The following is a 24370-nucleotide window of genomic DNA, read 5'->3' as shown; positions in this document are numbered from 1 at the left end:
CGTCTCCGGGAAACCGCGCCCCCGCCAACCAGGTCGCGTCCGCGCGGCGATTCAGCGCCGGTCGGCCTCCCGGGTGGGGCTGGCCGCCGGCTTTGCCAGGCCGGAGACGCGGTCGCGCAGGTCCATGAACCAGCTCGGTGCCGGGCCGCGGCCGCCGTTGACGAACACCGTCGCGGTCATGCCGGCGATGAGCGGGACGCCCGCCGGGACGTGGTCGATGCGGATGCGGACCGGCACCCGCTGGGCGAGGCGCACCCAGGTGTAGACGGGGTTGACGTCCGGCAGCCCCTGCGTGCTGGCGGCGGCGTTCGCCGTGGAGATGCCGAGCGTGATGCTGTGGACCGTGCCGGTCAGGTGCGGATCGAAGCCCATCAGCTTCACGTCGGCGGGGTCGCCGACGCGGATGTTGGACATCTTGGTCTCCTCGAAATAGCCGTCGATCCAGAAGGAGTCTGTGTCGACCACGTTGATGTTCGAGGTGCCGGTCCGGGCGTAGTCGCCGACCCGCATCAGCAGGTTGGTCACCCGTCCGTTGACGGTCGACCTCACCTGGGTGCGCTCCAGATTCACCTTGGCCTGCCGCAGCTGCGCCTGCGCGCTCTCCAGCGACGCCTCGGCGATCTTCGCGGCGCCTGCGAATCGCTGCTTCTCCTCGATCGAGGTCGACACGGTCGAGAGCGCTTGGCGCCGGGCCGACTCGGCGTTCTTCACCTGCAGGTCGGCTTCGCGATTCTTGACCTCGGCATCCGCCGAGGTGACGGCGACCTCGAAATCGACCGGGTCGATGACGTAGAGGACGTCGCCCTTGCGGACGTTCTGGTTGTCCTGGACCCGGACCTCGACGATCTGACCCGCGACCTGCGGGGCGATGTTGGCGACCTGGACCCGGACCGTGCCGTCGCGCGTCCAGGGCGCCGCCACGTAGAACTCCCACACGAAGGCTCCCGCCAGGATCGCCGCGAGCAGGATCACGCCGGTGGCCGCGAGGCGGAACACTTTGGCGGCCCGGCCCCGGCGCGGCACTGCGGGCAGGGGGTCGCTCCGCCCGGGCGCGCCGTCGCGGGCGGCGGACTTCGGATCGTCCTCGTCGGCGGTCGTGTCGGGCATCAGATGAACGCGATCAGGAGGGCGAGGACACAGACGTAGAGGCCGGCTTCGGCGAGCGGGGCGTTGGCGACGTAGCGGCTGAAGCGGATGCGGGCGAAGACGAGGCGAAGGACGACCAGGATCACGAACGCGGCGAGCGCGTAAGCGACGAAGGCCGTGACCAGCACCCCGCCGACATGGATGTCCTCGTGCATGGTTACCCCGGAAGAAGCGGCAATCAGAATAGCGCGATGTCGAGGCGTTGGAGGAATCGCCTGTGGCGGGCGATGGTCCGCGACGCGGTGACGAGGTCGCTGGCGGCACGGGCCGTCGTGAGCCGCACCGCCCGGTCCTGGCTGGAGGCGGCGCGGATTAGGTCGCGCGCCGCCATCTCGAGCCCGCGATCGTCGCCTGCCGCGAGGGCGTCCCGCGCCCGCGGGATCGCGCCGCGCAGGGCTTTGACCGACCAGAGGCGGCGCAGTTCCGCGTGGGCCCGGGCGGCGGCGGCCTCCAGGCGGGCGAGGGCGAAGGCGTGGTGCAGGTTCGCTTGCCGCACCGCCGCGCTCCCCGAGCTGTAGGCGGCGAACTGGAACAGCCGGTCGGCATTCAGGCTCGTGCGGGTGGTGGCGTCGCCGCCCTGGCCGACGAGGGCGTCGGCGAGCGCCCGCCGCGCCGAACCGAGGGCGAAGACCCGCTGCTGGGCCGGCGAGATCGGCAGGATGAGGCGGACGATGATCGACAGGATCACGGCCGCCACGACGACGAGGAACGCGTTCAGCAGAAAGCTCAGGGCGTCGTAGGTCTGCGGGTTCGAGGGCCCCAGCAGGACGGGGAAGAACACGATCAGGATGAAGCCGACCCCGAAGGTCTTCGGGTTCAGCGAGAGGAAGCAGCCCAGGAAGATCACCGGCGCCATCACGAGCGCCAGCATCGGGAAGCCCTGGACACCGTTGAGGAGCGCGAACCGGGCGATGCCCGCCAGGGCGGCGGCCAGCGTCATGCCGACGACGACGCCGTTCGCGAACTTCTTCGGGTCCGGCGTCATCGACGACAGGGCCGCGGTGGCGGCCACCTGGACCAGTGCGAACGAGGCCTGGGGCAGGCCGAGCGCCGCGAAGGTGGCGGCGGTGACCGCGAAACTCAGGGCCACCCGCAGGGCGCCGCGGAGGGCGACCGGGAAATCGCGGTGCGTCGGCAGTTCGGCGTCGCGCAGAGGCCTGTGGCCGTCGGCGACGGCGCGGATGCCGTCCTGCGCGAAGGTCGCGGCGCAGACGAAGTCGAGGGCGCGCTGGAGCACAACGACCTCATCGAGGGGACGGGTCCCGTCGCGGATAGCCGCGTCGACCAAGTCGCGCAGGCGCTCGTCGTCTCGGTCGAGGGCGTCGGGATCGGGCGCGTCGGCCACCCGCCGGCAGATCGCCATCGCCTCCGCGACGGCCGGGCTCGGATCGCGCAGGGACGCGGCCGCGGCCCCGAGGCCGCGGATCGACGCCGCCATCACGTAGAGCGCGGCGATGCAGCTGCGCGCGCCGGCCGCGCGGTACCGGCCGTCGTCCAGCTCGCCCGCGATGGCGCTGGCATCGGCCCGCATCGGCGCGATGGCGCGGATCAGCGCGGCGGTGCGCGGGGCGCCGAGATCCCCCGACGCCAGAGTCTCGCGGGCGTAGCCGCGCGTCTGGTCCCAGGCCGCGCGCAGCTGCGGCAGCAGCGCCCGCCACGTGCTCGGCGAGGCGAGGGCGTCGTTGATGAAGGTGATCACGACGATGCCGAGCACGATCGCGGCGACGCGGGACACGGCGGCGTCGAAGGTCCCCTGCGGATCGTCGATCTGGCCGAGCGCGATGATCGCCACAGTGTAGCCGGACAGCATCGCGCCGTAGGCCCGCGTGTCCTGCAGAAACTGGGCGACGAAGACGCAGAGGCCGAGCCAGACGGTGAAGCTGAGGAGCAGCAGCACCCGGTCCTGGCCGAAGAGCGCCATGAAGACGAGCGCCACCGCCGCGCCGACGAGCGTGCCGAGCAGGCGGTAGACCGCCTTCGAGATCGCCTGCCCCCGCTTGGGCTGGGCGAGGATCGCCACGCAGGTGGCGGCGGACGAGGCGCTGTCGAGCTGGAGCCAGAATGCGGCGGCCAGCGCCAGCATCATGGCCATCCAGATCCGCAGCGCGAAGGCCCAGGCGGCCGGCTTCGGCACCCAGGCATCGAGGAACGCCAGGACGCGGTCGCCGAGCGGTTCGGGGCGGCGATCTGCGACGGAGCCGGCGGGGGCCTCAGCCATGCCGGACCCCGCGCGGCGCGCTGTCCACCGCCCGACCGGACGGAGAAGGGTCCGTCATCGCCTCGTGCCTCCTGCCAACCCGCCGCGGATGTTCGAACGAACGGAACGCCCCGCGGTTCTAGCCGATCAGGCCTTGTCGCCACCTTTCAGGCGCTTGTTGCACTTGCTCCAGTACTGCGGCCATTTCGGTCCCTGCGCGGCCTTCTGCGCGTCGGTCAGGGCGCGCCACTCGGTGCCGCAGGTCTTCTGGCGATCGCGGGCGGCGGACTGGCCCGCGCTCGGCGCCCTGGCGGCCGGCGCCTCGGCGGCGGGCGGCGCCTTCGTGGGTGCTTCCTTAGCGGGTGATTCCTTGGCAGGTGGCTCCTTGGCGAGAGCCGGGCAGGCGGCGAGCAGCGGCGCGGACAGGACCGCGATCCTGACGAGACGATCGATCATCGGATGTTCCCCCTCGGGCGCCGTTCCGGCGCCCGAGCCGCAATCTCGCCGCTCTCCTGCGGCGCCGGCAAGCCCGGCCGCGCCGCCGCCGCCAGCCCCGGCGCAGCTTCGCCGTGCGACCGCGTCTACGGGCGCGGTGCCCTTGAGCGCGGCCGGGAAATCGTCTTCACTGCCGGGGCAATTCGGAAACGGCGGAGGACCACCGCGCCGCCGACGATCGGGTCCAGGAGCAGGCAGAGCATGGCAGCGGTGTCCGGGCGGCCGATCGACGTCCACACATGGAGTACGCCGAACGGCTGGAAGATCCCGATCATGCTGGAGGAGTGCGGGCTCCCCTATCGCATCGTTCCCGTGGACATCGCGAAGAACGAGCAGTTCGCGCCCGACTTCCTGGCGATCTCGCCCAACAACAAGATCCCGGCCATCGTCGATCCGGACGGTCCGGGCGGACTGCCGATCTCGGTCTTCGAATCAGGCGCGATCCTGCAGTATCTCGGCCGGAAGACCGGGCAGTTCTACCCGACCGACGAGCGCGCCCGCGTGGCGGTCGACGAATGGCTGTTCTGGCAGGTGGCGGGCTTCGGGCCGATGCTCGGGCAGACGCACCACTTCAAGATCTATGCGCCCGAGAAGCTGCCTTACGCGATCGACCGATTCACCGCCGAGGCCAAGCGCCTCTACGGCGTGCTGGAGCGGCGCCTCGAGGGGCGCGCCTTCCTGGCCGAGGACTACTCCGTCGCCGACATCGCGACGTTCACTTGGGCGAAGCTCAACTTCAAGCAGGGTGTCGACATCGACACCCTCCCGAACGTCGCCCGGTGGCTCGAGAGCATCCTGGCGAGGCCGGCAGTGCAGCGCGGCCTCGCGGCGATCTGACGAAGCTCAGTTCTTGTTGGCGGCCTGCTGGTTCACGTCCGGCACGCGCGTCCAGGTCTGCGACCCGCACAGGATCTTGAGCATGCAGCCCGACACGTTGAGCTCGGCCTCGCTCTCCCGCTCGAGGCTGACCGTGTAGATCTTGCCTTCCTCGATATTGTAGAGCTCGCCGGTGAACTTCGCGTCGTCCGGCTTCAGACCTTCGATCAGCTGGAGACCGATTACCGGACGGGCGCGCTTCTTCGGGTCGGGATTCTTGAGGTCGGTGCGCGGGGCGCCGTTGTCGAAGGTCGGCGTCTTGAGCCAGACGACCTTGCCGCAGACCAGCTTCTGGCCGGGGCCGCAGCGGTCGATCCGGATCTTGGCGCGGCCGTCGCCGGTGAGCCAGGTGCCGGACGGGTCCTTGCCCGTGTCGGCGGAGGCGGCGGTGAGGCCGGCGAGAAGCAGGCTGGCGCTGAGAGCGAGTCGCATGGTTCGTCTCCGGGATTGGGGCGCCGCGGGCGCCCGAGGGGTGTACGAAGTCGGTTGGTGCGCGACTGAGCCGCCGCAATCGGGCGATTCTTCGGCGGTGTTGCGGCAGAGCCACGGCCGCGCTTGCCCCGCCAGGGCGCGCCGGGCCGCTTGAGGCACCGGGGGGCGCCCGCTATAAGCCCGGCGCCGAAGCGAAATTCTCGCTGCCGCGGCGTGTCCGGATCGCCGGCGCGCCGCAGATCTTTTCCACAGACAGACCGGACGCACCATGGCCACCGAGCGCACCTTCTCGATCCTGAAGCCCGACGCGACGCGGCGGAACCTGACCGGCGCGGTCAACGCCGTCATCGAGGAGGCCGGCCTGCGCATCGTCGGCCAGCGCCGCATCCGCATGACCAAGGAGCAGGCCGAGAAGTTCTACGAGGTGCACAAGGAGCGCCCGTTCTTCGGCGAGCTCGTGACCTTCATGACCTCCGGCCCGGTGGTGGTTCAGGTCCTCGAGGGCGAGAACGCCGTCGCCAAGTACCGTGAGGTGATGGGTGCCACGAACCCGGCCCAGGCCGCCGAGGGCACGATCCGCAAGAAGTTCGCCGAGTCCGTCGGCGAGAACACCGTCCACGGCTCCGACAGCGCCGAGAACGCCAAGCTCGAGATCGCGCAGTTCTTCAAGGATTCCGACATCGCCGCCTGAGGCGAGGCGGCGCGCGGTGGCGGGTTGGGCACACCGACCCGCCATTCGCGCGCCCCGTACCCGGCGGCGCCGGGAATGCCGCCCTGTGTGACCGGGTCGTCCTTGACGGGACGGAGCCCGGGAGCGTCCAACGGCCGAGCTTAGCCAATCTCAGCCCCCGGACGACCCCGACCATGACGATGCGCCGCCTGCCCCTGCTGATCGCGACCGGCCTGTTCGCCCTCGGCGCGACCGCCGCCCTCGCGGGCGGATCCTCGGCCCCGTTCCAGCAGTACGAGCCGGACCCCGCTCTCAAGACCGCCAGCAAGACCAACCTCGAGGGCCGCGTGCGCCACGCCTGCACGGTGGTCCAGGCCCGCATGACCAGCGCCAGCGAGGCCTCCCTGGAGCGTCCCTGCGGCTGCTACGCGCGGCAGACGCTGCGCAGCCTCGACGCCTCCGAGATCGAGGCCTACCGGACCACCGGCTACTTCAACGACACCGCCCGCGCTAAGGCGCTCTCGGCCCTGGACAGCTGCAAGCTCCAGCGCCCGGTCTGAGCGCCCAGAGCTTCGAAGGCCTCCGGGTCCGCGCACCGTCTTCGTCGGCGGAGCAGCCCCGGGGGCGGAACATGGCGAGCGTGGCGCGGCCGGATCGCGGCGCCCCGCTCGCGCGGACGGAAACGCCCGTGCTACCGCCGCCTAGAGGCTGAACAGAGCGCCGTCCGGCGCCCTCTCGTCGATCACGACGCGATCGCCGTCCAGACGGGCGCGGCCGCCCGCCACCAGGGCGAGCACCGCGGGGTAGAGCCGCCGCTCCTGCACGATCACGCGGTCGGCGAGGCTGTCGGGATCGTCGTCCTGGCGGACCGGGACCGCAACCTGGGCGACGATCGGTCCGGCGTCGAGTTCCGGCACCACGAAGTGGACCGTGCAGCCGTGAAGGCGCACGCCCGCGTCCAGCGCCTGCCGGTGCGTGTGGGTGCCCTTGAACAGGGGCAGGAGCGACGGGTGGATGTTGAGCATCCGGCCGGCCCAGGACGCAACGAAGTCGGTCGTCAGGATCCGCATGAAGCCCGCGAGGCAGACGAGGTCGACCTCGGCCGCCCGCAGCGCCGCGTCGAGGGCGGCGTCGAAACCGGCCCGGTCGGCGAAGGCCCGGTGATCGATGGCCTGCGTCGGGATGCCGGCCTCGGCCGCTTGGGCGAGGCCGGCGGCCTCCGGGCGGTTCGACAGGACCAGCACGATCTCGGCCGGGAAGGCGGGATCCTTCGCGGCTTCCAGCAGCGCCAGCATGTTCGAGCCGCGCCCCGAGATGAGGATCGCGACGCGGGTCTTGCGGGCGGACGCCATCACAGGGCGAGGCGGCCGCTGAAGGTCACCGGCTCGGGGCCGCGCGCCGTGATCCGTCCGAGGCGGACCGGGGTCTCGCCGGCCCGGGTCAGGGCCTCGTCGACGTCGTCGACCGCGTCGGCGGCGGCGATCACCACCATGCCGATCCCGCAGTTGAAGGTCCGCAGCATCTCGGCCTCGGCGACGCCGCCCTCGCGGGCGAGCCAGCCGAAGACCGGCGGCGGGGTCACGGCATCGAGGTCGACGGCGATGCCGACTTCGTCCGGCAGGACCCGGGGGAGGTTGTCGGGGAAGCCGCCGCCCGTGATGTGGGCGAGCGCCCGGATCCCGTCGGTGGCGCCCAGCGCCGCGAGCAGCGGCTTCACGTAGATCCGGGTCGGCTCCAGCAGCGCCTCGCCGAGGCTGCGGCCCGGGGCGAACGGGGCCGGCGCGTCCCAGCCGAGACCCGTCTTCGCGACGATCCGGCGGACCAGCGAGAAGCCGTTGGAATGGACGCCGGAGGAGGGCAGGCCGAGCACGACGTCTCCGGGCCGGATGCCAAGCCGCGGTAGAAGCGCGCCGCGCTCGGCGGCGCCGACCGAGAAGCCCGCGAGGTCGTAGTCGGACCCGTCGTAGAGGCCCGGCATCTCGGCGGTCTCGCCGCCGATCAGCGCGCAGCCGGCCTGCCGGCAGCCCTCGGCGATGCCGCGCACGATGTCGGCGCCGACGCCGGGGACCAGCTTGCCGGTCGCGTAGTAGTCGAGGAAGAACAGCGGCTCGGCGCCCTGGACGATGATGTCGTTCACGCACATCGCCACGAGGTCGATGCCGATCGTGTCGTGGCGTCCGGTCTCGATGGCGATCTTGACCTTGGTGCCGACGCCGTCGTTGGCGGCGACCAGGATCGGGTCGCGGAAGCCCGCGGCCTTCAGGTCGAACAGGCCGCCGAACCCGCCGATCTCGGCGTCGGCGCCCGGGCGCCGGGTCGAGCGCACCAGCGGCTTGATCGTCTCGACCATGGCGTTGCCGGCATCGATATCGACGCCCGCCGCCGCGTAGGTCAGCCCCGTCTTCGGCTCGTTGCCGTCCTTGGCCGTCATGCCCGCGCCACCTCGCTGAATACTGGCCCCGCTCTAGCGGCTTCCCGCGCGCCGCGCGAGTCGTGCCGGCGGCGCCTTGATCGGCGCGCTCCGCATACCCACTCTGCCCGCTGGCGTGGTGTGCTGCTGGGGGGAGCGTCATCGTGCGCGCACGGGCTGTGATCGGGCTGGCCGCTGTCGTGGCCCTGGGATTGATCGTCTACCTCCTGCGGGAGGTGATGCTGCCGTTCGTGGCCGGCATCACGCTGGCCTACCTCCTCGACCCCCTGGCAGACCGGCTGGAGCGGCTCGGCCTCGGGCGTCTGGCGGCCAGCCTGCTGATCCTGGCGCTGTTCGTCGTCGTCCTCGTCGTGACGCTGCTGATCCTGATCCCGCTCACGGCCAACCAGGTCGTGGCGCTCGTCAACGCGCTGCCCGGAATGGTGTCGCGGCTCCAGGCGATCATCGCCGAGCGGTCCGGGACCCTGCTCGAGCGCGTCGGCGGCGCGAACGTCCTTAACGAGCTGCAATCCTCCGTGGGGACGCTCGCCACCCAGGCCGGCACGTGGCTCCTGGCCTTCCTGAAATCGCTCTGGTCGGGCAGCCAAGCGCTGATCTCGATCGCCTCCCTGCTGGTCGTGACGCCGGTCGTCGCCTTCTACATCCTCGTCGACTGGGACCGGATGGTCGCCGCCATCGACGGCTGGGTGCCGCCCCGGCATCGGGCGACGGTGCGCGAGCTGGCGCGTCAGATCGACGGGGCGGTCACCGGCTACGTCCGCGGCCAGACCCTGGTCTGCCTCATCCTGGGCAGCTTCTACGCCGTCGGCCTGTGGCTGGTCGGCCTCAACTTCGGCGTGCTGATCGGCCTGATCGCCGGGTTCCTGACCTTCATCCCCTACGTCGGCACGCTCACCGGCTTCATGCTCTCCGTGGGCGTCGCGCTCGTCCAGTTCTGGCCCTCCGGAGACTGGCTGCATCTCGGCCTGACCGTCGCCGTCTTCCTCGTCGGCCAGTTCCTGGAGGGCAACGTCATCTCGCCGAAGCTCGTCGGCGATTCCACGGGGCTGCACCCGGTCTGGCTAATGTTCGCCCTGCTCGCCTTCGGGACGCTGTTCGGCTTCGTCGGGCTGCTGCTCGCCGTCCCGATCGCGGCCTCGATCGGCGTGCTGGTCCGCTTCGCCCTGGCCCGCTACCTGGAGAGCCGCCTCTACCACGCCGGGCAGCCGATCCTGATCGAGCACGAGGGCAAGGACGCTTCGGCCTTGACCTCCGCGGGCGCGGGATGATCCTGAGCGGCCTATGCGCGAGAACGCCCCACCCCGGCAGCTGGCCTTCGACCTGCCGCTCGACCCCCGCTACGGGCGCGAGGATTTCCTCGTCGGACCGGCCAACGAGGCCGCCTACGCGCTGATCGAGGCGTGGCCGGACTGGCCCGACAGCGTCTTGGTCCTCACCGGCCCCTCCGGCAGCGGCAAGAGCCACCTCGCGGCGATCTGGGCCGAGCGGGCCCACGCCTGGACCCTCCCGGCCGCCGAGCTGGGTGCCGACGCGGTCCAGCACCTCGTCTCCAACGGGGCGCTGGTCGTGGAGGACATCGACCGGGCGGAGCGGCGCGACGAGGCGGCGCTGTTCCACCTGCTCAACCGCGCCCGCGAGCGAGGCTGCCCGGTTCTGCTGACCAGCGCCACGGGTATCGACGCCCTCGGCCTCACGACGCCTGATCTGCGCTCGCGGCTTCGCCTCGCGCCGCGCATCGCCATCGAGGCGCCGGACGACGCGCTCCTGCGTGCCGTCCTGGTCAAGCTGTTCGTGGACCGGCAGCTGGTGGTCGATCTCGGCGTCATCGAGGCGCTGGCCCTGCGGATCGACCGGTCGCTGGGCCGAGCCCGCGACGTCGTCGCCGAGCTCGACCGCGACGCCCTCGGGCGCGGCCGCCGCATCAGCCGGCCGCTCGCGCTGGCCGTCCTGCGCCGCATGGGGCTGGAGGACGAGCCGGACCCGAACGCCTGAAGGAGGAATACAGTGGCCGTCACGAAACTGTCGTGAAGGCCGCCGGTCTAGGGTGATACACGCTCCGCCGCCGCGAGGAGCAGAGACAGGGATCCGGGATGGAATCGACGCAGAAGCCCGTGGACCGCGACGCCGCCGATGAGGCGCCCGAGCCCCGTCGGCGCGCGACGGCCAATCCGGCGACGCGGCGGGCGGTCGCGCCCAAGCGCCTGCAGGCCGATCCGGTCGCGGAGGCGGCGGCTCCGGCGGAAGCCATTCCGGACGCCAACGACGAGTGGCCGGCCTCGGCGGCCGCGACTCCCGCGGAGCCGCCGGTCGGCGCGGCTCGCGAGCCGGTGGTGGAAGCCGGGCGAACCCTGCGCCACTCACCGGAGCGGTACGTGAATCGCGAGCTGTCCTGGCTGCAGTTCAACCGGCGGGTGCTGGAAGAGGCGTCGAACCCCAACCACCCGCTCCTGGAGCGCCTCCGCTTCCTGTCGATCTCGGCCAACAACCTCGACGAATTCTTCATGGTCCGCGTCGCCGGCCTCATCGATCAGGTCCGGGCGGGGATCACGGTCCCGTCGCAGGACGGCCTGTCGCCGTCCGAGCAACTCGTCCGGATCGGCACCGAGGTGTCGCGCCTCGCCGCCGACCAGCAGGCCCGCTGGCGGGAACTGCGCACAGAGCTGCACACGAGCGACATCGACATCGTCGAGCCCGCGGCCCTCACGGCCGAGCAGGCGGCGTGGCTGGAGGAGTACTTCCTCAACCACGTCTTCCCGGTCCTGACGCCGCTGGCGATCGATCCGGCCCACCCGTTCCCGTTCATCCCGAATCTCGGCACCACCATCGCGCTGATGCTGGTGCGGCCGAAGGACGGCCGGCTGCTGCGCGCGCTGATCCGGCTGCCTGGCGTCATCGACCGCTTCGTGCGCCTGCCGGTGAGCGACAGCGAGACTTCCGCCCGTCTGATCACCATCGAGCAGGTGATCGGGATGTTCACCGGGCGGCTCTTCCCGGGCTACCTCGTCAAGGGCAGCGGCGCGTTCCGCGTGGTCCGCGATTCCGACCTGGAGATCGAGGAGGAGGCGGAGGACCTCGTCCTGCATTTCGAGACGGCGCTGAAGCAGCGGCGGCGCGGCGTCGTGATTCGTCTCGAGGTCGAGGCGGGCATGTCGGAGGATCTGCGCAGCTTCGTCGCCGACGAACTGGAGATCGCCGCGGACGCGATCTTCCTCGTGGAGGGCATGCTGGCCCTGAATGAGCTGTCCCAGGTCGTCGGCATCGACAGGCCCGACCTGAAGTTCAAGCCCTACAATCCCCGCTTCCCGGAGCGCATCCGGGAGAGCGGCGGCGACGTGTTCGCGGCGATCCGGCAGAAGGACTTCATCGTCCACCACCCCTACGAATCCTTCGATTCGGTGGTGCAGTTCCTCGCGCAGGCCGCCCGTGACCCGAACGTGGTCGCGATCAAGCAGACTCTCTACCGGACCTCGTCCAACTCGCCGATCGTGGCGGCCCTCGCCGAGGCCGCGGAACTCGGCAAGTCCGTCACCGCCCTCGTGGAGCTGAAGGCGCGCTTCGACGAGGAGGCCAACATCCGCTGGGCGCGCAACCTCGAGAAGGCCGGCGCGCAGGTGGTGTTCGGCTTCGTCGAGCTGAAGACGCACGCCAAGCTGTCGCTGGTGGTCCGGCGCGAGGGCGACAAGCTCGTCACCTACTGCCACGTCGGCACCGGCAACTACCACCCGATCACCGCGCGCATCTACACGGACCTGTCGTTCTTCACGGCCGATCCCGCGATCGCGCGCGACGTGTCGCGGATCTTCAATTTCATCACCGGCTACGCCGAGCCGGCCGAGCTGGAGCGCATGGCGGTCTCGCCGCTGACCGCCAAGAACAAGCTCCTCGAGCACATCGAGGCCGAGGTCGCGCACGCGAAGGCCGGGCGCCCGGCCGCCATCTGGATCAAGTGCAACTCCCTGGTCGACAGCCAGATCATCGACGCGCTCTACGACGCCTCGGCGGCCGGGGTTCAGATCGACTGCGTGGTCCGCGGCATCTGCTGCCTGCGCCCGGGCATCCCCGGGCTGTCGGAGACGATCCGGGTGAAGTCGATCGTCGGGCGCTTCCTGGAGCACGGGCGAATCTACGCCTTCGGCAACGGCGTCGGGCTGCCGCACCCCAAGGCAACGGTCTACATCTCCTCCGCCGACCTGATGAGCCGGAATCTCGATCGCCGAGTCGAGGCGCTGCTGCCGATCACGAATCCGACGGTGCATCAGCAGGTGCTCGACCAGATCATGCTGGCCAACCTTCTCGACAATCGTCAGAGCTGGCGGCTCCTGGCCTCGGGCGGCTGCGAGCGGATCCAGCCCGCCGAGGGCGAGGAGCCCTTCAACGCACACAAGTATTTCATGACCAATCCCAGCCTCTCGGGGCGCGGCAAGGCCTCGAAGAAGTCGAGCCCGCGGGCGCTGAGCCGCCGCGCCCAACGCAGCTGAGTTTCGCTGCGCGGCGTCGCTGGGCTAAACCTCCCGCACGGCGCGCCGGCGGCGCGGCGGGCTGATGAAGGACTCGGACGTTTGGGCAGCCCTCTTGCCAACCTCACCCTCGCGCACGACGCGGAGGCGATCGACAGCACCGCGCGCCATCCTGTGGCGATTATCGACATCGGCTCCAACTCGGTCCGCCTCGTCGCGTACGACGGACTGACCCGGGCGCCGACGCCGCTCTACAATGAGAAGGTGCTCTGCGGCCTGGGCCGCAACGTCCTGACGACCGGCCGCCTGAACGAGGAGGCGGTGACGCGCGCACTCGCCGCCCTGGCGCGGTTCCGGGTGCTGTGCCAGACGATGCGCGTCAGGCAGGTCTACGTCCTCGCCACGGCGGCGGCGCGGGACGCCGAGAACGGTCCCGACTTTCTCCGCGCCGCCGAGGCGGCCTGTGGCCAGGAGATCCAGCTCCTCTCCGGACGGCGCGAGGCCGAGCTGTCGGCCCTCGGCGTGGTCTCGGGATTCCACGCGCCGAACGGCGTCGTGGGCGACATGGGCGGCGGCTCGCTCGAACTCGTAGACGTCCGCGGGGCGGTCGTCGGACAGGGGGTGACCATGCCCCTCGGCGGCCTCGCCCTGCAGGACCTGTCCGGCGGCTCGGTCAAGAAGGCCGCCAAGATCGTCCGCGAGTACATGCGCAAGGCCGCCCCGCAGCTCGAGACCCTGCGCGGGCGGACCTTCTACGCGGTCGGCGGCACGTGGCGGGCGATCGCGCGGCTCCATCAGGCGGCCCGCGGCTACCCCGTCCACGTGATGCACGGCTACACGGTGGAGCCCACAGACGAACTCAGCTTCCTGCAGGTCGTCGAGCAGACCGACGTGGCGCTGCTGCAGGACGTCGACGCGATCTCCGAGGCGCGGCGCCCGCTCCTCGCCTACGGCGCCGTCGTCCTCGAGGAGATCATCCGGGTCGGGCGCCCCCGCGAGGTGGCGATCTCGGCATCGGGCGTGCGCGAGGGCCTGCTGTTCGAGCAGCTCGACCGCGACACCCGTCTGATCGATCCGCTGCTGGCCTCGGCGTCGGAATTCAACGTTCTGCGCGCGCGCTCGCCCCGCCACGGCGAGGAGTTGATCACCTGGACGGACCGGTTCGTCGCGACCCTGGACGGCCACGAGACCACCGACGAGCGCCGGCTGCGGCACGCCGGCTGCCTGCTGTCCGACGTCGGCTGGCGGGCGCATCCGGATTACCGCGGTGAGCAGAGCATCGCGGTGATCCAGAATGCCGCGTTCGTCGGCGTGGATCATCCGGGCCGGGCCTATCTCGCCCTGGCGGTGTCCCTGAGGCACACAGGCTTGGCCCCCGAGAAGGCGAACCCGATGCTCCGGAGCGTGGCCGGTCCGCGCCTGTTCGAGCGCGCCCGCCTCCTGGGCGCCCTGCTCCGGATCGCCTTCCCGATCTCGGCCGGCATGGACGGCGCCCTCGGACGGGCGCCGCTCACCGTCGAGGAGGGCCGGGTGGTGCTGCGCCTGCCGCGGGACTGGGAGGCCCTGAACGGGGACCGCCTGCTGAACCGCGTCCGCGGCCTCGGGCGCATCATCGGCCTGGACGGGCGGGTCGAGCTCGCGGACGACGCGCCCTGATCCGCGCGGCGCGGGCGCCTAACCCGGGCAGGGCCTCGCTCGCCGCCGCGGTCCGGTCTCGCACTATGGCCCGGGCCCGTCGCGCGGGAGAGCTCACGCGTCCCGGGGCCGAGGGCGGCCTCATGACCGTCGCACCGGCGCTCACCGCACGCCGCCGGAACGGTGAGCGTGCGCCTGCCGACCGAGATCGCCGCGGTAACGTCGGCTTAATTCACCAAGCCAACTTTTTTATTGGTTGATGTCGATTCTCCTCTGAATCCGGAATAAAGCGCGCCGCCCGCAAAATATGTCGGCGCGATAGACTGTCGAACACTGCCGAGCGGCAGCGTGAACGCGCGCGCCGTTCGCCCTATGATGCGAGCAACACGCAGATCCCACTCGCACATCGGAATGTTCACGCGATGAGATGGCTTGGCTACGTCTCGATTCGAGTCGTCATGTGCACGACGATACTCGCCATGGCGATGATGTTACTGGCCTACGCGGGGAATGCTCTGTTCGACGCGCGTCTTCAGGCGCGACAGGCCCGGGACGCGGTCACGCTGACCCGCGCGAGTCGCCAGCTGCTCGGGACGATCCTGCCGACACGCCTCGAGCGGGGGGCAGCGCTCGCCCTGGGCGGGGATGCGTCCGCCGACCCGGAGAGCCTGAAGGCCTACGCGACGAACCGGGACGCGATGGTCGCGGGCTTCGCGAGCGTTCAGGACCTGCTGCGGGACCGGGATCTGCCCTCCGTGACGGCGACGATGGCGAGGCTCAACGCGGCGCAGGACGCCGTGAACCTGCTCCGCCCCCGGATCGATGAAGCCCTGCGCGTACCGAAGCCGAAGCGGGACCCGGCGCTGCTGCCCGCCGTGCTGACGGCCTTTCAGGAACTTCTCGACGCGCTGACGGCGACCACGGACGCCGTGGATTCGGCTATTCCGCGCTCCGACGCCGTCCTGCAGCACTACCTCGTCCTCAAGCGGTCCGCCTGGGCGACCCGTGTCGCGATCGGGAACGTCGCCCTGCGCGTGCAGACCTCGCTGGCGGCGGGAACGTCGTGGTCGCTGCCCGAGACCGTGGCGGCGGCCGAGGAGCGGGCGCGGGTCCAGTCGGCGTGGTCGAGCACCAGCGAGGCCGCCGCCCAGAGCTCGGACGCCGTGCGGTCCGCGTTCGAGAAGGCCAAGCGCAGCAATTTCGAGGGCGAGGCGGCGGAGGCGGCGCGCGCGATCTTCAACGCCCTGAGCCAGCATCGCGCGTCCCCCATCACGTTCCAAGATCTCCGTAAGCGAAACAGCGTCGAGCAGATGACGATCGTCGATCTCGCCAATGCCGCCCTCGCCGAGATGGTGGCGCGGGCCGAGAGCCTCGCCGCGGAGGCGGACCGCGTTCTCCTGCACAGTGCCGCGGCGCTGCTGGCCGTCCTGCTGCTCGTCGGGCTGGGCCTCATGGCTCTGTTCGGGGGCGTGCTGCGCCCCCTCCGGATCATCGCCACCGCGATGCGCGCGCTGACGGGGGGCGACACCGCCGTCGCCGTCCCGGTGCAAGCGTACCGGAACGAGTTCGCGCCGATCATGGTGGCCGTGCAGGCCTTCCGGGACAATCTGATCCGCACGCGCGACCTCGAGGCCGGGGCCGAGCGGGCGCGGCTGGACGCCGACGACCAGCGCCGGGACAGCCTGCGCCAGATGGCGCAACGGTTCGAGGAGGCCGTCGGAGGCATGATCGGCTCGGTCGCGTCCTCGGCCAACGCCCTGCAGGTCACGGCGCAGACGATGACCGCGACGGCCACCCAGACGGCCGGGCAGTCGACGGCGGTCGCGGCCGCCGCCGAGCGGGCCTCGAGCAACGTCAACACCGTGGCGGCGGCCGCGGAGGAGCTCGGCACCTCCGTCCAGGAGATCGGGCGGCAGGCCGACGGATCGGCGGATCTCGCGCAGAGGGCCGCGGCCGAGGCCGACCGGACCGCCGCGCGCGTCCAGGACCTGAGCAGCGCCGTGGACCAGATCGGTGCCGTCGTGGGGCTGATCTCGTCGATCGCCGAGCAGACCAACCTGCTGGCGCTCAACGCCACCATCGAGGCGGCCCGCGCGGGCGCAGCCGGCCGCGGCTTCGCGGTGGTGGCTTCCGAGGTGAAGGCCCTCGCCGCGCAGACCGCCAAGGCCACCGACGAGATCTCCGGTCAGATCGCGCAGGTGCAGGCGTCCACCGGGCAGGCGGTGGAGGCCATCGCGGCGATCACCGCGCGGATCCGCGAGATCAACGGGGCGGCGACCACGATCGCGGCGGCTGTCGAGGAACAGGGTGCGGCGACCCAGGAGATCGTCCGCAACGTCGGGCAGGCGGCCACCGGCACAGGCGAGGTCACCACAACCATGACCGGCGTCGCGCAGGCGGCCGAGGGCACCGGCCTGGCCGCGAGCCAGGTTCTCGCGGCGGCCTCCGCCCTGTCGGACCAGTCGGACCGTCTGACCGCCGAGGTCGAACGGTTCCTGGCGAGCGTTCGCGTGTCCTACGCGGTCTCCGCCGCCCAGGTCGCGATCGTGCAGCGCAGCTTCGCGACGGTGCAGGCGCTCGGCGACACCGCGGCAGAGCTGTTCTACGGACGCCTGTTCGACATCGCGCCGCAGGTCCGGTCGCTCTTCCCGGACGACATGACCGCGCAGAAGCGCAAACTCGTCGCCATGCTGGCACTGGCGGTGGCCAACCTCGACAAGCCGGAGGCGCTCGTCGCCGCCGTGCGCGATCTCGGGGACCGGCACGTCGGCTACGGCGCGCTGCAGGCGCATTTCGAGGCGGTCGGGGCGGCACTGCTCTGGACCCTGGAGCAGGGGCTCGGCCCGGACTTCACGCCGGAGGTCCGGGAAGCCTGGACCGAGACCTACCGGGTCATCGCCGGCCTCATGACGATGACCGGAGCCGCGAAGGCCGCGTGACCGGGTCAGGCGTCAGGCGACGCGATCGGAGAAGATCGCCTTCTTGACCACGGCGTGGACGCCCCAGTTGCCGTCCACGACCTGCGTGATCCCGAAATCGACCGCGACCGACATCAGCGAGATCGCCTCGTCCTCGGTGAGGCCCTTCGCGTGCATCAGGAACTGGCGCATCTTCCGGAAGGCGTCGCGCATGGCGAGGTCGATCGAGGATTTCTGGAAAATCGCGCTCTGCGCGTCCGGACCGAGATCCCGCAGGTAGTTCGGGTAGCTGAAGCCGGACAGAACCCAGTCGTCCCGGGTCTCGATCATCGGGAAGTCGAGCGCCTCCAGCGGCGTGCCGGGCAGGTCCGCCTTCTTGTGCAGGATGAACTGGAAGGTGCCGGTGAGCGAGCACTCGATCGCGGTGCCGCACAGTTCGGAATCGCCCTGGCTGGCGTGGGGATCGCCCACGGAGAACAGGGCGCCCGGCACCGCCACCGGGTAGTAGAGGGTCGCGCCCTTGCCGATCCGCCAGTTGTCGATGTTGCCGCCGGTGTAGCTCGGCGGGATCGTGTTCACCCGGTCGGCCTCGGCGGGCGCCACGCCCATGGTGCCGAAATGCGGCCGGATCGGCACGCGGATGCCCTTCAGGACCTCGAAGGTCTTCTGGGTTTTCGTGTGGTCCACCGGCAGGCCGGGATAATCGATGGTCGGGTGGGAGACGCCGAACGGGTCGGTCACGCCCGGCCAGCGGAAGCTGTAGACCGCCCGGGCCCAGTCGCGCTCGCCGGTGGCGTCGACCTCGTAGATGGTCACGACCTCCCGGGGTTTATCGCCGGTGATCAGGTCGTTGTAGTGGTAGCCCCACCACGCCGCCGCGTTGCTGCCGAAGGCCAGTCCCTTGTACCTGGGATTGGCGCAGGGGCGGGGGGCGACGTCGAGGATGCGCACCTCCAGGACGTCGCCGGGCTCGGCGCCGCGGATCGCCACCGGGCCGGTGCAGATGTGCACGCCGAGGCCACCGCCGGGGCCGACCTTGGCGTCCATGGCGCCGGCTCCGCGGGGCGAGACGCCCATCTTGTCCTTGGTCCAGAGATAGACGCTCTCGGCGCCCGGATCGCCCTGGATCATGCGCTCGGCATCGTCGCTCGCCTGGTGGGTGAGCGTCTCGATCGTGACGAAGTCGCCCGAGCCGATCTCGACCTTGGGCTTGAGGCTGCGGCTGAAGAAGCCCCAGTGGACCGTCTCGGCATTCGCCGGCAGGTGGTAATGCGCCGTGGCGGCGATCTTGGCGCCGCTCGCCTGGGCCAGGGCCGGGCTCACGAGCGACGGACCGCCGGCCGCGAGGGCCGCGGCCGCGGCGCCGGTCGCCGCGAAGCCGCTCTTAAGGAAGGCGCGCCGCTCAGGCTCGAGATCCCGCCGGAACCGGCGGCGGTGCTCCTCGAAGGCGTGGCAGGTTGGATCGTCGCCCGCGCACATCGCGTCGTCTCCCGGTGGTTTCGTGGTCCCGGGGCGGGCAAGCAAATCGACGGCCACGCTGGCGGCCGCCGACGGGCGCCCCTCACTCCGAGAGCATGCCGACGCCGCCCTCCTCGGCGCGCGCGACGGCCTCGTCCGCCTGGGCCTCGACCACGGCGGCGGCCGTGACGTTGACGATGCCGCGCGCCGTCACCGACGGCGTCAGGATGTGGGCGGGCTTGGCCGGGCCGATCAGGAGCGGGCCGACCGGCAGCGCGTCCGCCAGCACCTTCGCGAACTGGAAGGCGATGTTGGCGGCGTCGAGATTCGGGAAGATCAGGACGTTGGCCGCGCCCTTGAGGCGCGAGCCCGGCAGGACGCGCTCGCGCACCATCTCGTTGAGGGCGGAATCGGCCTGCATCTCGCCGTCGACCTGCAGCTCGGGATTCCGCGTGTGCAGGAGCGCGAGGGCGTCGCGCATCTTCATCGCGGAGGGCGAATCCGACTGGCCGAAATCGGAGTGGCTGAGGAGCGCGATCTTCGGCGTCATCCCGAACCGGCTGACGTGGCTGGCGCAGGCCTGCGCCACGTCGGCGATCTCCTCGGCCGTGGGGTTCTGGCGGACATGGGTGTCGGCCAGGAAGTAGGCGCCGTTATGCGTCACCACGAGGCTCATCGCGGCGCACTGCTCCACGCCCGGCGCGAGCCCGATCACGTCGCGGATGATGCGCAGGCGCGTCTCGAAGCGGCCCTCCAGGCCGCAGATCAGCGCGTCGGCCTCGCCGCGGCGGACCGCGATGGCGCCGATCACCGTGTTGTTGGTGCGGACCAGCGTCCGGGCCGCGTCCGGCGTGATGCCGCGGCGACCGGCGACTTCCAGATAGGTCTGGACGTAGGCGCGGTAGCGGGGATCGTCCTCGGGATCGATCAGCTCGAAGTCGCGGCCGTGCACCATCGACAGGCCGAAGCGCTTCAGGCGGGTCTCGACCACCCGCGGCCGGCCGACCAGGATCGGCAGGGCGACCTTGTCCTCGACGATCGCCTGGACGGCGCGGAGCACGCGCTCGTCCTCGCCCTCGGCATAGATCACGCGCTTGGGCTCGGCCTTCGCCTTCGAGAACAGCGGCTTCATGATCAGGCCGGACCGGTGCACGAACCGGTCGAGGCTCTCGACATAGGCGTCGAGGTCCGGGAGCGGCCGGCCGGCGACGCCGGAATCCATCGCGGCCTTGGCCACCGCCGGGGCGATGCGCAGGATCAGGCGCGGGTCGAACGGGCTCGGGATCAAGGATTTCGGTCCGAACGGCCGGGCCTCGCCGCCGTAGGCGCGTGCGACCACGTCCGAGGTGGTCTCGTGGGCCAGGCCCGCGATCGCCTTGACGGCGGCCTTCTTCATCTCCTCGTTGATCTTGTGGGCGCCGACATCGAGCGCCCCGCGGAAGATGTAGGGGAAGCACAGGACGTTGTTGACCTGGTTCGGGAAGTCCGACCGGCCGGTGCAGATCATGGCGTCCGGCCGCTCCTTCTCGGCCAGATCCGGCATGATCTCCGGGTAGGGGTTGGCGAGCGCCATGATCAGCGGCTTCTCGGCCATCTCCTTCAGGTACTCGGGCTTGAGCACGCCACCGGCCGAGAGGCCGATGAACACGTCCGCCCCCGGGATCACCTCGGCGAGCGTCCGCTTGTCGGTCTCCTGGGCGTAGACGTCCTTCCACCGGTCCATCAGCTCGGCGCGGCCCTTGTAGACGACGCCCTTGATGTCGGTGACCGTGATGTTCTCGCGGGTCGCTCCGAGCGACACGAGCAGGTTGAGGCAGGCCAGAGCCGCCGCGCCGGCGCCGGACGTGACGATCCGGACGTCGGACAGGTTCTTGCCGGCGAGTTCCAGGCCGTTGAGGACGGCGGCGGCCACGATGATCGCGGTGCCGTGCTGGTCGTCGTGGAAGACCGGGATGTTCATCCGGGCCCGGCACTGCTCCTCGACCTCGAAGCACTCGGGCGCCTTGATGTCCTCGAGGTTGATGCCGCCGAAGGTCGGCTCGAGGGCGCAGACGACGTCGACGAGCTTCGACACGTCCTTCTGGTCGACCTCGATGTCGAAGACGTCGATGCCGGCGAACTTCTTGAACAGGACGGCCTTGCCCTCCATCACGGGCTTCGAGGCGAGCGGGCCGATATCGCCGAGGCCGAGCACGGCCGTACCGTTGGACAGCACCGCCACGAGGTTCTGGCGCACCGTGAGTTCGGCGGCCTGCTGCGGGTCGTCGTGGATCGCCATGCAGGCCGCGGCGACGCCGGGCGAGTAGGCCAGGGCGAGGTCGCGCTGGTTGCCGAGCGGCTTGGTCGCCTGGATCTCCAGCTTCCCGGGCTTGGGCAGGCGGTGGTAGACGAGCGCCCCGGCCTTGAGGTCCTCGGACATGTTATCGGCCATCGCCCACGCTCCCGCTCACCTTTTTCACCGAGGACGACGCAGTCGCGCATCGCGCGGGCTCGCGTCATGACCGGTCTGTTGCACCGGCTGCGCAGGGGGCGCAACCCGCACAACGAGACCCGGATCCACCTCGCCGAGCTGGCGAGGACCCACGGGTTCTCCATAGGCGCTTATTCGTACGGGCGTCCAAAAGTCCGCTTCCCGGAGAGCGGTCGGCGGCTGACGATCGGCCGCTATTGTTCCATCGCTGACAAGGTCGAGATCCTGCTCGGCGGCGATCACCGCCTCGACTGGGCGTCGACTTATCCGTTCGCGGCGATGCGCGGGCTGTTCCCGGACGCCGCGGCGCCGGAGGATTTCCACGCCTCCCGGGGCGACGTGGTGATCGGGCACGATGTCTGGCTCGGGTCCGGCTGCATGATCCTCTCGGGGGTGACCGTCGGGCACGGGGCCGTGGTGGCGGCCCGCGCCGTGGTGACCCGCGACGTGCCGGCCTACGCCGTGGTGGCGGGCAACCCGGCCAAGGTCGTGCGCCACCGCTTCGACGCGGCGACCGTGGAGGCGCTCGTCGCGGCGGCGTGGTGGGACCTCCCGCACGACGCGGTGACGCGGCTGGTGCCGCTGCTCCAGAGCGGGCGGATCGCCGACCTGCTCGCGGCGTTGCGCGCGGGCGCGGATTCCCGTACCGGCGGGGCCCCATACGAAGACCATCCGAGATCCGGACGATGACCGACACGCCCCCCGACCGCCTCGCTTCCAACCCGAACAGCCCGTTCTATGACGAGAAGGTGCTGGAGCGCGGGGTCGGTGTCCGGTTCAAGGGCGTCGAGAAGACGAACGTCGAGGAGTACTGCGTGAGCGAGGGCTGGGTCCGCCTCTCGGCCGGCAAGGCCCTCGACCGGGCCGGCAACCCGATGACCGTGAAGCTGAAGGGCACCGTGGAGCCCTACTTCCGCGACCCCGCCGCGGACGCCTGATCCGCCACCCGCGCCAGGGCGGCCTCGAAGTTCCGGACGGCCTCGCGGACGAGGTTCCCGATCTGATCCGAGGAGCGCGGCCCGTCGATGACGAGGCTCGCGAGGATATCGGAGCGCCGGGCGCGCTGCTTGGCGGTGCGCCGGTGGTTCGAGACGCGCAGGTGCCAGGCGCAGTCCGGTCGCCGCAGGTAGAGGCTGTCGCCGCGCTCGTTCCGGGCGACGATCGCGAAGCCGTCCGCCTCCAGCATCCGCGCCGCGCGAGCGAGCGTCTTCAGGGGCGGGAGAGGCCCGTCGGCGGTCACGGCCCGGCCGGCTCGATCGTGCCGAGGCGCCGCCGCCCGAGCGCGCGCGCCTTCAGCGACAGGGCCGGCCGCTCGACCCCGTACCAGGACAGCGCCGCGACCGGCAGCGTGAGGGCGAGGGCCGGCACCAGCAGCGCGGGCCCGGAGGCGGCCGGCCACAGGGCATGCAGGGTCTGCTGGACCGGCCAGCCGTAGAGATAGATCCCGTAGGAGAGGTCGGCCGCAGGGTCGAAAAGGCCGCGCGCGAGGGGGCCGAGGGCGAGCCAGACCACGCCGTAGGCCTCGGCGAGGAACAGAAGGGCCGGGTAGGCCGGCGTCCGCGCGAGGACGAAGGCGCCGAAGACCAGGCAGGCGAGGGCCGCGGCCGAGACACGCAGGCGGTCGCGCCACAGGTAGAGACACGCCCCGGCCGCGAAGATCAGCGGCAGGCGCAGCGCCGTCTCGGTGCCCTTGGGCAGGTCCGGACCGCGGAGGCCGCAGGCGATCGTCAGGGCAAGCGTCAGGCCGGCCACGATCAGGGGCGCCGACCACCGGCGCCGGAGCAGGCCGCTCAGGGCAGCGACGAGGACGCCGAGGTAGCACAGCACCTCGTACTTGAGCGTCCAGACCGTGCCGAGGGGCGCCCGGTAGGGATTCGCTTCGAAGACGCCGGGGAGGGCGGCGTTGCTCTTGAAAGTCGTCAGCGTCCCGCGGATGAACGACCACAGGGCGGGATCGCGCCAGTACTCGGTGACGGGCAGGCGGGTCAGGGCCGCGCCGAGCCCGAGCGCGACGATGAGCGTCGCCGCCACGAGTCCCGGGAGGATCCGCAGGGTCCGGGCGAGGGCGTAGTCCCGGAGGCCGCGGCGGTCGCAGCTCATGGTGACCAGGAAGCCCGACACCGCGAAGAAGCCGTTCACCGCGTGTTCGCCCAGCGTGTAGCCGGTGAGCCGGGCGAGGGGCTCGTCGCCGGCCGCGCCGGTCGCGACGCTGAACGCGTGGGACACAACGACGGCCAGAGCCAGCATCAGCCGCAGGCCGGTGAAGCCGTTGCGCCCGCGCGCCAGAGCGGTCGCGATCGTCGGCGCACTCATCCGGTCAGACCCTCGCGGGCCAGCGCGGTCCGGCCGCGCAGGAAGGCGAGGGCGCCCGCGGCCGAGCCGCCGTAACGCTCGAGCCCGGCCCGCCGGAGGACCAGACCCGACAGCAGCGCCTTCGGCAGGTTGGCGCCCAGGACGGCGAGGCTCGGGTCCGAAAGGCCGTACTTCCGGCTGACATAGGCGCGCGACCACGCCTGATGCCAGCGCGCGCGGAACACCCGTCCCGGCTCCGGCGCCGACGATCGGCCGCGACCGTGCAGCGCCTCGGCGCGGTGGACGTGGATCAGGGCGCGGCCGCTATCGGCCACGCGCCGGCACAGGTCATCGTCCTCGTAGAACAGGAAGATGTTCTCGTCGAAGCCGCCGAGGTCGAGGAACAGGGCGCGCGGCATCATCAGGCAGGCCCCGGAGAGGAACGGCGCGCAGGCATCGCCCTGCGGCAGCGCGAGCCGGCCCGCGGGATTGGTCAGGTAGGGCGCGAGCAGGGACCGCGCCTGGAAGAAGAAGCGCCCGCCGGGTTCGACGAGGCGCGGGGCGATAAGCCCGGCATCCGGCCAGGTGCGGGCCGCGTCCAGCAGGGCGTCCACGGTGCCCGGCCGCAGCACGACGTCCGGGTTGACGACGAGGACGTGCTCCGCCGTCTCGGCCGCGCGGACGCCCCGGTTGTTGGCGCGGCCGTAGCCCTCGTTGCGGGCGTTGCGGATCACCTGCGCGCCGGCCGCCTCCGCGACCGACGCGGAGGCGTCCCGGCTGGCATTGTCCACGACGATCGCCGGCACATGCTCGCCGGCGAGCGCCGCGAGACAGGCCGGCAGCACGTCGGCGCTGTCGTGGGCGACGACGATCGCGACGAGGCTCGCCACCGC

General features: G+C 71.3%; 22 protein-coding genes. 10 read left to right on the top strand and 12 right to left on the bottom strand.

Annotation, left to right across the window (positions count from 1 at the left end; genetic code table 11):
- Positions 1–51: 51 nt before the first annotated feature.
- From LXM90_RS21225 to LXM90_RS21210, 4 genes are all read right to left on the bottom strand, one after another.
- The gene (locus LXM90_RS21225) at positions 52–1107 is read right to left on the bottom strand and encodes an HlyD family secretion protein (protein ID WP_020091794.1); all 1056 of its coding nucleotides are present in this window, start codon (positions 1105–1107) and stop codon (positions 52–54) included.
- Positions 1107–1301 (bottom strand): DUF1656 domain-containing protein, encoded by a 195-nt coding sequence (locus LXM90_RS21220; RefSeq protein WP_020091795.1) that lies wholly within the window; start codon positions 1299–1301, stop codon positions 1107–1109. Before LXM90_RS21220 ends, LXM90_RS21225 begins: the two co-directional genes overlap by 1 nt.
- A 23-nt stretch (positions 1302–1324) precedes the next feature.
- Positions 1325–3364 (bottom strand): FUSC family protein, encoded by a 2040-nt coding sequence (locus LXM90_RS21215; protein WP_234081036.1) that lies wholly within the window; start codon positions 3362–3364, stop codon positions 1325–1327.
- A gap of 126 nt (positions 3365–3490) precedes the next feature.
- Entirely contained in the window at positions 3491–3799 is a 309-nt protein-coding gene (locus tag LXM90_RS21210) for a hypothetical protein (protein ID WP_020091797.1), read from the bottom strand.
- 240 nt (positions 3800–4039) lie between these two features.
- On the opposite strand from LXM90_RS21210, the gene LXM90_RS21205 reads away from it, so the two are divergent.
- A complete protein-coding gene (locus LXM90_RS21205; protein WP_026604736.1) occupies positions 4040–4675 on the top strand; it encodes a glutathione S-transferase N-terminal domain-containing protein in 636 nt (211 codons plus the stop codon).
- Positions 4676–4681: 6 nt separating this feature from the next.
- Here LXM90_RS21205 and LXM90_RS21200 read toward each other — a convergent pair whose 3' ends face one another.
- Positions 4682–5146, bottom strand: coding sequence for a DUF2147 domain-containing protein (locus LXM90_RS21200; RefSeq protein ID WP_020091800.1), 465 nt, complete (start codon positions 5144–5146; stop codon positions 4682–4684).
- A 268-nt stretch (positions 5147–5414) separates the two neighbouring features.
- Between LXM90_RS21200 and ndk the strand changes: the two genes are divergently transcribed.
- Both ndk and LXM90_RS21190 read left to right on the top strand, forming a co-directional pair.
- Positions 5415–5837 (top strand): nucleoside-diphosphate kinase, encoded by a 423-nt coding sequence (gene ndk, locus LXM90_RS21195; protein ID WP_012317495.1) that lies wholly within the window; start codon positions 5415–5417, stop codon positions 5835–5837.
- A gap of 173 nt (positions 5838–6010) precedes the next feature.
- Positions 6011–6376 (top strand): hypothetical protein, encoded by a 366-nt coding sequence (locus tag LXM90_RS21190; RefSeq protein ID WP_020091801.1) that lies wholly within the window; start codon positions 6011–6013, stop codon positions 6374–6376.
- A 141-nt stretch (positions 6377–6517) separates the two neighbouring features.
- On the opposite strand, the gene purN is transcribed toward LXM90_RS21190, so the two are convergent.
- A complete protein-coding gene (gene purN, locus LXM90_RS21185) occupies positions 6518–7168 on the bottom strand; it encodes a phosphoribosylglycinamide formyltransferase (protein WP_020091802.1) in 651 nt (216 codons plus the stop codon).
- Entirely contained in the window at positions 7168–8247 is a 1080-nt protein-coding gene (purM, locus tag LXM90_RS21180) for a phosphoribosylformylglycinamidine cyclo-ligase (RefSeq protein WP_020091803.1), read from the bottom strand. The genes purN and purM overlap by 1 nt, the downstream gene beginning before the upstream one ends.
- A gap of 143 nt (positions 8248–8390) precedes the next feature.
- Here purM and LXM90_RS21175 point away from each other — a divergent pair, with 143 nt between their 5' ends.
- From LXM90_RS21175 to LXM90_RS21155, 5 genes are all read left to right on the top strand, one after another.
- On the top strand, positions 8391–9515 hold the full coding sequence (locus tag LXM90_RS21175) for an AI-2E family transporter (RefSeq protein ID WP_026604737.1): 1125 nt from the start codon (positions 8391–8393) through the stop codon (positions 9513–9515).
- A 13-nt stretch (positions 9516–9528) separates the two neighbouring features.
- On the top strand, positions 9529–10239 hold the full coding sequence (locus tag LXM90_RS21170; protein ID WP_020091805.1) for a DnaA/Hda family protein: 711 nt from the start codon (positions 9529–9531) through the stop codon (positions 10237–10239).
- Between the two features lie 98 nt (positions 10240–10337).
- The gene (locus LXM90_RS21165) at positions 10338–12725 is read left to right on the top strand and encodes an RNA degradosome polyphosphate kinase (RefSeq protein ID WP_020091806.1); all 2388 of its coding nucleotides are present in this window, start codon (positions 10338–10340) and stop codon (positions 12723–12725) included.
- A gap of 81 nt (positions 12726–12806) precedes the next feature.
- Positions 12807–14360 carry an exopolyphosphatase gene (gene ppx / locus LXM90_RS21160; RefSeq protein WP_020091807.1) on the top strand — a complete coding sequence of 518 codons (1554 nt, stop codon included), beginning with the start codon at positions 12807–12809 and terminating at the stop codon, positions 14358–14360.
- Positions 14361–14761: 401 nt separating this feature from the next.
- Positions 14762–17278: a methyl-accepting chemotaxis protein gene (locus LXM90_RS21155; protein ID WP_326491891.1), complete on the top strand. Its 2517-nt coding sequence runs from the start codon at positions 14762–14764 to the stop codon at positions 17276–17278.
- Positions 17279–17290: 12 nt separating this feature from the next.
- Here the strand turns inward: LXM90_RS21155 and LXM90_RS21150 are convergent, their stop codons facing one another.
- Both LXM90_RS21150 and LXM90_RS21145 read right to left on the bottom strand, forming a co-directional pair.
- Entirely contained in the window at positions 17291–18736 is a 1446-nt protein-coding gene (locus LXM90_RS21150) for an acetamidase/formamidase family protein (RefSeq protein ID WP_020091809.1), read from the bottom strand.
- Between the two features lie 82 nt (positions 18737–18818).
- The gene (locus LXM90_RS21145) at positions 18819–21146 is read right to left on the bottom strand and encodes an NADP-dependent malic enzyme (RefSeq protein ID WP_020091810.1); all 2328 of its coding nucleotides are present in this window, start codon (positions 21144–21146) and stop codon (positions 18819–18821) included.
- 66 nt (positions 21147–21212) lie between these two features.
- On the opposite strand from LXM90_RS21145, the gene LXM90_RS21140 reads away from it, so the two are divergent.
- Both LXM90_RS21140 and LXM90_RS21135 read left to right on the top strand, forming a co-directional pair.
- Positions 21213–21875 carry a CatB-related O-acetyltransferase gene (locus LXM90_RS21140; RefSeq protein WP_020091811.1) on the top strand — a complete coding sequence of 221 codons (663 nt, stop codon included), beginning with the start codon at positions 21213–21215 and terminating at the stop codon, positions 21873–21875.
- Positions 21872–22123: a DUF3297 family protein gene (locus tag LXM90_RS21135; RefSeq protein ID WP_020091812.1), complete on the top strand. Its 252-nt coding sequence runs from the start codon at positions 21872–21874 to the stop codon at positions 22121–22123. The genes LXM90_RS21140 and LXM90_RS21135 overlap by 4 nt, the downstream gene beginning before the upstream one ends.
- On the opposite strand, the gene LXM90_RS21130 is transcribed toward LXM90_RS21135, so the two are convergent.
- Genes LXM90_RS21130 through LXM90_RS21120 form a run of 3 tightly spaced genes read right to left on the bottom strand, consistent with a single transcriptional unit; the run spans position 22093 to position 24367 of the window.
- Complete coding sequence (locus LXM90_RS21130) at positions 22093–22425, bottom strand: hypothetical protein (RefSeq protein ID WP_020091813.1); 333 nt, start codon at positions 22423–22425, stop codon at positions 22093–22095. The two genes, LXM90_RS21135 and LXM90_RS21130, sit on opposite strands and share 31 nt — an antisense overlap.
- A complete protein-coding gene (locus LXM90_RS21125; protein ID WP_020091814.1) occupies positions 22422–23498 on the bottom strand; it encodes an acyltransferase family protein in 1077 nt (358 codons plus the stop codon). Before LXM90_RS21125 ends, LXM90_RS21130 begins: the two co-directional genes overlap by 4 nt.
- On the bottom strand, positions 23495–24367 hold the full coding sequence (locus tag LXM90_RS21120) for a glycosyltransferase family 2 protein (RefSeq protein WP_020091815.1): 873 nt from the start codon (positions 24365–24367) through the stop codon (positions 23495–23497). The genes LXM90_RS21125 and LXM90_RS21120 overlap by 4 nt, the downstream gene beginning before the upstream one ends.
- Between the last annotated feature and the right edge of the window lie 3 nt (positions 24368–24370).

This window comes from Methylobacterium oryzae (assembly GCF_021398735.1).
Taxonomy (GTDB): Bacteria; Pseudomonadota; Alphaproteobacteria; order Rhizobiales; family Beijerinckiaceae; genus Methylobacterium.
Note: the sequence above shows the minus strand (reverse complement) of the source record. Positions and strands in the feature narration are given on the sequence as shown.

Bases quoted from the DNA above. Each gene is read 5' to 3' on its own strand.
- LXM90_RS21165 (WP_020091806.1), top strand. From the start codon at position 10,338: ATGGAATCGACGCAGAAGCCCGTGGACCGCGACGCCGCCGATGAGGCG.
- LXM90_RS21190 (WP_020091801.1), top strand. From the start codon at position 6,011: ATGACGATGCGCCGCCTGCCCCTGCTGATCGCGACCGGCCTGTTCGCC.
- LXM90_RS21210 (WP_020091797.1), bottom strand. From the start codon at position 3,799: ATGATCGATCGTCTCGTCAGGATCGCGGTCCTGTCCGCGCCGCTGCTC.
- LXM90_RS21140 (WP_020091811.1), top strand. From the start codon at position 21,213: ATGACCGGTCTGTTGCACCGGCTGCGCAGGGGGCGCAACCCGCACAAC.
- ndk (WP_012317495.1), top strand. From the start codon at position 5,415: ATGGCCACCGAGCGCACCTTCTCGATCCTGAAGCCCGACGCGACGCGG.
- LXM90_RS21135 (WP_020091812.1), top strand. From the start codon at position 21,872: ATGACCGACACGCCCCCCGACCGCCTCGCTTCCAACCCGAACAGCCCG.
- LXM90_RS21170 (WP_020091805.1), top strand. From the start codon at position 9,529: ATGCGCGAGAACGCCCCACCCCGGCAGCTGGCCTTCGACCTGCCGCTC.
- LXM90_RS21150 (WP_020091809.1), bottom strand. From the start codon at position 18,736: ATGTGCGCGGGCGACGATCCAACCTGCCACGCCTTCGAGGAGCACCGC.
- LXM90_RS21125 (WP_020091814.1), bottom strand. From the start codon at position 23,498: ATGAGTGCGCCGACGATCGCGACCGCTCTGGCGCGCGGGCGCAACGGC.
- LXM90_RS21145 (WP_020091810.1), bottom strand. From the start codon at position 21,146: ATGGCCGATAACATGTCCGAGGACCTCAAGGCCGGGGCGCTCGTCTAC.
- purN (WP_020091802.1), bottom strand. From the start codon at position 7,168: ATGGCGTCCGCCCGCAAGACCCGCGTCGCGATCCTCATCTCGGGGCGC.
- LXM90_RS21155 (WP_326491891.1), top strand. From the start codon at position 14,762: ATGAGATGGCTTGGCTACGTCTCGATTCGAGTCGTCATGTGCACGACG.
- LXM90_RS21220 (WP_020091795.1), bottom strand. From the start codon at position 1,301: ATGCACGAGGACATCCATGTCGGCGGGGTGCTGGTCACGGCCTTCGTC.
- LXM90_RS21225 (WP_020091794.1), bottom strand. From the start codon at position 1,107: ATGCCCGACACGACCGCCGACGAGGACGATCCGAAGTCCGCCGCCCGC.
- LXM90_RS21215 (WP_234081036.1), bottom strand. From the start codon at position 3,364: ATGGCTGAGGCCCCCGCCGGCTCCGTCGCAGATCGCCGCCCCGAACCG.
- LXM90_RS21200 (WP_020091800.1), bottom strand. From the start codon at position 5,146: ATGCGACTCGCTCTCAGCGCCAGCCTGCTTCTCGCCGGCCTCACCGCC.
- LXM90_RS21205 (WP_026604736.1), top strand. From the start codon at position 4,040: ATGGCAGCGGTGTCCGGGCGGCCGATCGACGTCCACACATGGAGTACG.
- purM (WP_020091803.1), bottom strand. From the start codon at position 8,247: ATGACGGCCAAGGACGGCAACGAGCCGAAGACGGGGCTGACCTACGCG.